General features: G+C 57.3%; 1 rRNA gene. It reads left to right on the forward strand.

Annotated elements, in window-relative coordinates:
* Positions 1 to 234: ribosomal RNA gene (locus BHE89_RS03210) — 23S ribosomal RNA — on the forward strand; the annotation flags it as partial.

Here is a 234-nt window from a genome sequence, read left to right on the forward strand (position 1 = left end):
CCGCCCAAGAGTTCATATCGACGGCGGTGTTTGGCACCTCGATGTCGGCTCATCACATCCTGGGGGCTGAAGTAGGTCCCAAGGGTATGGCTGTTCGCCATTTAAAGTGGTACGCGAGCTGGGTTTAGAACGTCGTGAGACAGTTCGGTCCCTATCTGCCGTGGGCGTTGGAAGATTGAGAGGGGTTGCTCCTAGTACGAGAGGACCGGAGTGAACGCACCACTGGTGTTCGGG

This window comes from Shigella sp. FC1967, assembly GCF_001743005.1.
GTDB lineage: Bacteria > Pseudomonadota > Gammaproteobacteria > Enterobacterales > Enterobacteriaceae > Proteus.